Below are 6,785 nucleotides of genomic sequence, written 5' to 3'. Positions count from 1 at the left end.
ATTTGACGTCATCCCCACCTTCCTCCGGTTTGTCACCGGCAGTCTTGCTAGAGTGCCCAACTGAATGATGGCAACTAACAATAAGGGTTGCGCTCGTTGCGGGACTTAACCCAACATCTCACGACACGAGCTGACGACAACCATGCACCACCTGTCACTTTGCCCCCGAAGGGGAAGCTCTATCTCTAGAGTGGTCAAAGGATGTCAAGACCTGGTAAGGTTCTTCGCGTTGCTTCGAATTAAACCACATGCTCCACCGCTTGTGCGGGCCCCCGTCAATTCCTTTGAGTTTCAACCTTGCGGTCGTACTCCCCAGGCGGAGTGCTTAATGCGTTAGCTGCAGCACTGAAGGGCGGAAACCCTCCAACACTTAGCACTCATCGTTTACGGCGTGGACTACCAGGGTATCTAATCCTGTTTGCTCCCCACGCTTTCGAGCCTCAGCGTCAGTTACAGACCAGAGAGCCGCCTTCGCCACTGGTGTTCCTCCATATATCTACGCATTTCACCGCTACACATGGAATTCCACTCTCCTCTTCTGCACTCAAGTCTCCCAGTTTCCAATGACCCTCCCCGGTTGAGCCGGGGGCTTTCACATCAGACTTAAGAAACCGCCTGCGCTCGCTTTACGCCCAATAAATCCGGACAACGCTTGCCACCTACGTATTACCGCGGCTGCTGGCACGTAGTTAGCCGTGGCTTTCTGGTTAGATACCGTCAAGGGATGAACAGTTACTCTCATCCTTGTTCTTCTCTAACAACAGAGTTTTACGATCCGAAAACCTTCTTCACTCACGCGGCGTTGCTCGGTCAGACTTTCGTCCATTGCCGAAGATTCCCTACTGCTGCCTCCCGTAGGAGTTTGGGCCGTGTCTCAGTCCCAATGTGGCCGATCACCCTCTCAGGTCGGCTATGCATCGTGGCCTTGGTGAGCCGTTACCTCACCAACTAGCTAATGCACCGCGGGTCCATCCATCAGCGACACCCGAAAGCGCCTTTCAAATCAAAACCATGCGGTTTCGATTGTTATACGGTATTAGCACCTGTTTCCAAGTGTTATCCCCTTCTGATGGGCAGGTTACCCACGTGTTACTCACCCGTTCGCCACTCTTCTTTTTCCGGTGGAGCAAGCTCCGGTGGAAAAAGAAGCGTACGACTTGCATGTATTAGGCACGCCGCCAGCGTTCGTCCTGAGCCAGGATCAAACTCTCATAATAAAAGTTAGAACAATCTTGCGATTGTTAAGCTCAATTTGTTTGCTAGCATATTGCTTGCTTGTTAAAAATGTTTGTTGTCTTGAATCAATCAAGACGCCCTACACATTTGGTTTGTCTTACTTTGTTCAGTTTTCAAAGGTCTACTTGAATTGCCGTAGCAACTTTTATATCATACCAGAGCGACAAGTGAATGTCAACTGTTTTTTTAAAAGTTATTTTCGATTTCGTTTTTAGAAATCCTTCAGCAACTCGTATATCGTAACTCATTTTTTGTTATTTGTCAAGAACTTTTTTGAAGTTCTTCTTGATTAGATCAAGCTTTCAAATAGGTTCTTTTCAAATGACTTAGTTATCTTATCATGTAGCCACCCACACGTCAAGATTTTTTTCATTGTTTTTTGAACGTTTCAAAAAAGAAAAAGTCTAATAAAAACAACAGAAATGAATATATCATGTAAATTTGCACATGTCAATACAAATTTATACTCAATTTAGGTACTCTCCTCTGCTTCCCAACAGAAAAAAGGAAATGAGCAATTGCCACTTCCTCTAATATAGTATCTATTCCTCTTCGTTTTTACTATTCACTTAAAATCAATTGTTCCATTAGTTGTTCGTTGTATCCAATAAATAGAACTTCATCAATAATAATCAAAGGTCGTCTCAACAGCTCTTTATATTGTTTACACAATAGAGCTAATTGTTTTTTGCTGATCGAAGTTAAATCCACTTGAATATCTTTAAAGGCTTCCGACCAAGTGACGAATAATTGTTCAGCGTGCATTTCATCAAAGTTACATAACTCTTCTGCTTCGGCCATAGTTAATTCCTGTTGTTCCAAATCAATGAACTGATACGTCAGCTGATTGGATTCTAACCAATTCTTGGCTTTTAGGCACGTCACACAATGCAGTGAACCGTATATTTTCACTTTCATCCTCACAAGGCCCCTCCTTTTTAGCTGAAAATACTGTTCTGCATATAGATCAAATTACGCGCGACGGAGCGGATCTCTCTTGGAACAAATGAACGAATTTCATCTTCATTGAATCCAATCAATATTCTTTTTTCATCTATTAAGATCGGTCTTCTTAATAATGACGGGTATTCTTTAAAGAGAACGATCATTTGCTTTAAGGACAATTCATTAAAATCTATAGCTAACTTTTCATATATTTTTGAGCGAGTAGAAATAATATCTTCAACTCCTCCTTCAGTAGCTGCAAGAATCCCACGGATTTCACTCTCTGTTATCGGGTCAGCAAAAATATTTTTCTCTTCAAAATCTAATCGATTAGCTTGCAACCATGCGCGAGCCTTTCTGCAGGAAGTACAGCTAGGCGAAGTATATACTTTTATCATTTTCTCACTCCTTTTTAATTATAATCCCATTCTAACTGAATCTCATAAAAAATACCAATTATTAGCTATAAAATTCATGATTTTTTTACCTTTAGTAATCTACATCTGTAGAATGATTGGTATATCAACTTTTTCTATTATTATTTAGTTATAATCTTTTTTTATAAAAATAAAGAAAAGAGCAAGAATATAAACAAAAAAAATTTATATTCTTGCTCTTTTCAGTTATATATCGATTGTTTTTTAATTTTACACCCAGTTTCTCTAATAAATCTTGAGGGTTTTAATCGACGTGTACCCTTCATCAAAGGAATACACAGATACAGTCGATTCCTTGCTCTTGTCATCGCCACATAAAAAAGGCGTCGTTCTTCTTCTATAGTAGTTAGATGCTCTGCCTTTATCTGTTTGTTGCTTAAAGCATTTTTTTCAGTTGCTCCATTATAAGGAATCAGTCCTTCATTGCAACCAATCAAAAAGACATTCCGATAGCTCAATCCTTTACTTCGATGAATGCTTTGGATGCACAATGCATCCAGTTTCCCTTGACGATAAGCAGTCAGGCGGATTTTTAATTGCTTTGCTAGTACTTGTGTTTCTTTCTCTAATCCCATTAGTTGAGTCAGTGTCGGATATTTTTTGATAGTCTCGGACAACCATTCTTTTTCCGTACCATCCATTTCTTTAGCAGGTTTCAGCAATTTTAGAAAACCTTTTATCAATGATTCAATCTTATGGTTCTCATTTTTTTCAAGAGCGTTGATTTCTCCAATAAAAGAGCGTAGTTCTTTTTCCTTTGATTTCATATTAGGTCTCACTGCCAAGAGATAGTTTATGATATCTTTTTTCTTATTCTCATTAAAAAAAAAGAAATCACATTCAGCTCTTTTCAGATAGCAGTTCATCATTAGCTGATGCAATAACTGCTTATACGCATGATTTTTTTTCTGCTGCGTAGGCGCTTCGTACCAAAGTACTAATTTCTGGTAAAACTGTTGAAAAGTCCGTATCCCAAATACTCCTTCATATTGACCATCTGCTTCCAATACAAATGGAATTTCTGTTTGTAGGAGGTCTTGGACTAACTGCTGCGTTTGTGATAACGAACGATATAACACGATCGACTCTTTATACTTCCCATTACTTTTTATAAAGGAATGGATCTGTTTGATGATCCATTTACTTTCAGTTTGTGTACTTTCAAAAGACATAGCACTCATAATACCAGCTTCTTTTTGTGCTGGAACCATTGCTTTGGGAATGCGATCGTTCTTATTGAACGTGATCAATCGATTCGCACCTTGAACGATTGCAGCGCGGGAACGATAATTAGTCAGTAAAAACAGGGTCTTTGTGGGGTACTCTTGATCAAAATTTTTGATATAAGAAGGCTCTGACCCTCTAAATCCATAGATACTTTGATCATCATCCCCGACTACGATCAACTTGATATGGCTATCTTTCGTGATCAAACGTACGATTTCCCATTGCAATGGATTCGTGTCTTGAAATTCATCGATAAATAGGTAATCATATTTTTCACCGACATATCGTCTAACCGCTTCATCTTGTAGTGCAGATTTTAAATTTTGCAATACATCATTGAATTCAAATAGCTTCTGTTCTTTTTTTTGTTCTTGGAGTTCAGACATGAGATACTTCATTCGCTCAGAAATCGGTTTTGTTGCTTTTTGTTCAAGCGAGTCAAATTTGTCCTGAATCACTTCAACGATTTCCTCAATCGACAAATTCATATTCTGCCAATAATCCAATCTTGCCGAAATCGTTTTTTCTCCCGACTGATCAAATGCATAGAGATTATACTTGCGGATCAGCTGTTGGAGTATACCATTGATTTTATAAGAAGTATCTTTAGAAAATTCCCCTTGTATCCCTGTTGCCGTTATTTCAGGAAAACGTCTTTGAATGTCATTGTACAAACGGAAAAAAATACTGTGAAATGTGCCGATATGCACATTGGTCTTACGTTGACTAAAATTATCTACGCGTTTTTTTAATTCATTTGCCGCATTCCTTGTAAAAGTAATCATCAATATCCGTTGCTCTTCTACTTGTTCTTGTGTCATCAAGTAAACGGCCTTTGCACAAATCGTCTGCGTCTTGCCACTTCCGGCTCCAGCAATAATCCGCAAATTTTTCTCCATGTTGTAGGTGATTGCCGCTTTTTGTTCTTGATTAAATCGATTATACGAACGTTTTTCCATCATATCGAAAAATGAATGGCTTCCATTATCTTCTTTTTCTTCGTCGATCAGGCCTGGAGCTTCGCCATAAGCTGCCTCATAACTTGCAATGATTTCTTCTTGCATCCGGAAAATTTGTTGGAGCTTGCTGTACTTTTTTTCCCAATGTTTGAGTTCTCTTCGCAAACGAAGAATTTCTTTTTCGTTTCCTTGATTGATAGCTTTTCCCATCTTTCTGTTCATTTAAGTTCTGATTCGTTTCCTTTATACTAACAGACCTTACACAAAAATAAAATGGCTTTAGCAAGTAGATTTTTTTCTGAAAATAATCTACAATATTTCCGAAAAATAAAAGAATGATGTGGTAAGATAGTAAAGAAAATATATCTCAGTTGAAGGTGAAATAAAAATGAATACTTCATTCCACGAAGGACGTACGATTGGTCTTTTGCTAACCTTTATTGGCGGTGCTATGGATAGTTACACTTATATCCAATACAATGCTTTTGCTTCAGCTCAAACCGGCAATATCGTTTTAGCGATTATCCAAAGTTTCGATGGGGAATGGCTAAGCGTCGGCAAGAAGGTTCTTTCTACGCTGTTTTTCTTTTTGGGTATTTTACTTACAAAATTTCTGATTAACTATTTCCAGAAAAAAGAAAAACACTTTTGGCGACTATTTGTTCTCTATTATGAAGCAGTGATCTTTTTCTTAGTCAGTCTGCCCTCGATCAATGCTCATCCTGCACTTGTAACAATCATGATTGCTTTCACCGCTGCAATCCAATGGCTTGCCTTTGACAAAATCGATGGACGTGCCTACACGAATCTATTCACAACAGGAAATTTAAAAGGGGTAGCAACGAATCTCTACGACTATTGGGTAACAAGAGAAAAAGCAGAATTTGATCGGTTCATCCATTTTCTTACAGTGGTACTTGCATTTATCGCAGGCGCAATCGTTCAAGTCTTTTTTCATCATTTATTCAATACGTTCTCCATTTTATTAGTCTCTGTTTTATTTTTGATCATTGCAATTACCCAAAGCGTTCAACTTTGGCACTTTTATCGTCAAAATCCTTTCATAGTAAAAAAATAAAAATATGAGATGTGAGTGGGACAAAAGTAAGAAACACTTTTGTCTCATTCTTTAAAAACGAATAAACGGTGGGAGCAGAAGCAACTCCGAGAAATAAGCCGAAATTCATAAAAATTTGAAAAGCAATTTTCGTGAATTCCGGCTTATTTCTCGGAGTTAAACACTTCTGTCCCAGCCTCACCTCATATTTTTCTTATGAAAAGATTCCTTTCACCTTTTCACGATCTGTTGTGTAACGAGCGGGCATTTCTAATGCTCTTTCTTCTATTTTTTTTGTGTGCTGATCAATCAAACGAACGATTTCTTCCCCTGCGGATGGGTCTTCGACAAAATCATATTTATCCCCATCGATCACCATTTTTGGACAGATATCAAAACTTTCATACCATTCTTCATAACGGCGATTCAACTCTTGATAATACGCATATAACTCAGGGTCTTGTTCTAGTTGTTCGTAGATTCGTCCTCTTTTTTTGATACGTGCTAACATCGTTTCGAAGGAAACACGGATATAGACTAACAGATCCGGCTTTTTTGGTGGGGCAACAGCTTCTAATTCTTTGAGCATTGTTTCGAGCAATCCTTGATATTGCGTGACTTCCTCTTGAGAGACTCTGCCTAGATCTGCATTTAAATGGAACAGTAGGCTATCTTCGTAGATTGAACGATCTAACACATTATCATCATGGCTGAACGCATCTTTGATTGCCATGAATCGTTTATTTAGAAAGAAAATTTGCAATAGAAAAGCATACTTATCTGGATTTGAATAAAAAAGTGGCAGTACCTCATTATCCTCTACATTTTCATAGAATGGTTTCGTTTCTAAGTTGCGCGCAAGCATTTCTGTGAGTGTACTCTTTCCTGCACCGATCGTACCAGCTACTATAATCATGTTTGTTT

The 6,785-nt window shown here is 38.5% G+C and carries 5 protein-coding genes and 1 rRNA gene (1 of these 6 only partly in view); 1 reads left to right on the top strand and 5 read right to left on the bottom strand.

What is annotated here, in order from left to right:
- From IGI47_RS03180 to IGI47_RS03165, 4 genes are all read right to left on the bottom strand, one after another.
- Positions 1 to 1,217: ribosomal RNA gene (locus IGI47_RS03180) — 16S ribosomal RNA — on the bottom strand (it extends 343 nt beyond the left edge of the window).
- 580 nt (positions 1,218 to 1,797) lie between these two features.
- On the bottom strand, positions 1,798 to 2,154 hold the full coding sequence (locus IGI47_RS03175) for an ArsC/Spx/MgsR family protein (RefSeq protein WP_311930807.1): 357 nt from the start codon (positions 2,152 to 2,154) through the stop codon (positions 1,798 to 1,800).
- Between the two features lie 20 nt (positions 2,155 to 2,174).
- The gene (locus IGI47_RS03170; RefSeq protein ID WP_311930808.1) at positions 2,175 to 2,579 is read right to left on the bottom strand and encodes a Spx/MgsR family RNA polymerase-binding regulatory protein; all 405 of its coding nucleotides are present in this window, start codon (positions 2,577 to 2,579) and stop codon (positions 2,175 to 2,177) included.
- A 221-nt stretch (positions 2,580 to 2,800) separates the two neighbouring features.
- On the bottom strand, positions 2,801 to 5,014 hold the full coding sequence (locus tag IGI47_RS03165) for an ATP-dependent helicase (RefSeq protein ID WP_438784438.1): 2,214 nt from the start codon (positions 5,012 to 5,014) through the stop codon (positions 2,801 to 2,803).
- A 178-nt stretch (positions 5,015 to 5,192) separates the two neighbouring features.
- Between IGI47_RS03165 and IGI47_RS03160 the strand changes: the two genes are divergently transcribed.
- Positions 5,193 to 5,882, top strand: a complete 690-nt coding sequence (locus IGI47_RS03160; protein ID WP_081134223.1) for a YoaK family protein — start codon at positions 5,193 to 5,195, stop codon at positions 5,880 to 5,882.
- Between the two features lie 193 nt (positions 5,883 to 6,075).
- Here IGI47_RS03160 and IGI47_RS03155 read toward each other — a convergent pair whose 3' ends face one another.
- Complete coding sequence (locus tag IGI47_RS03155; protein WP_311930809.1) at positions 6,076 to 6,777, bottom strand: deoxynucleoside kinase; 702 nt, start codon at positions 6,775 to 6,777, stop codon at positions 6,076 to 6,078.
- Positions 6,778 to 6,785 lie beyond the last annotated feature (8 nt).

Origin of the sequence: Enterococcus sp. AZ191 (assembly GCF_051713845.1) — a bacterium.
Classification (GTDB): domain Bacteria; phylum Bacillota; class Bacilli; order Lactobacillales; family Enterococcaceae; genus Enterococcus_B; species Enterococcus_B durans.
Note: the sequence above shows the minus strand (reverse complement) of the source record. Positions and strands in the feature narration are given on the sequence as shown.

Bases quoted from the DNA above. Each gene is read 5' to 3' on its own strand.
- IGI47_RS03175 (WP_311930807.1), bottom strand. From the start codon at position 2,154: ATGAAAGTGAAAATATACGGTTCACTGCATTGTGTGACGTGCCTAAAA.
- IGI47_RS03170 (WP_311930808.1), bottom strand. From the start codon at position 2,579: ATGATAAAAGTATATACTTCGCCTAGCTGTACTTCCTGCAGAAAGGCT.
- IGI47_RS03165 (WP_438784438.1), bottom strand. From the start codon at position 5,014: ATGGGAAAAGCTATCAATCAAGGAAACGAAAAAGAAATTCTTCGTTTG.
- IGI47_RS03160 (WP_081134223.1), top strand. From the start codon at position 5,193: ATGAATACTTCATTCCACGAAGGACGTACGATTGGTCTTTTGCTAACC.
- IGI47_RS03155 (WP_311930809.1), bottom strand. From the start codon at position 6,777: ATGATTATAGTAGCTGGTACGATCGGTGCAGGAAAGAGTACACTCACA.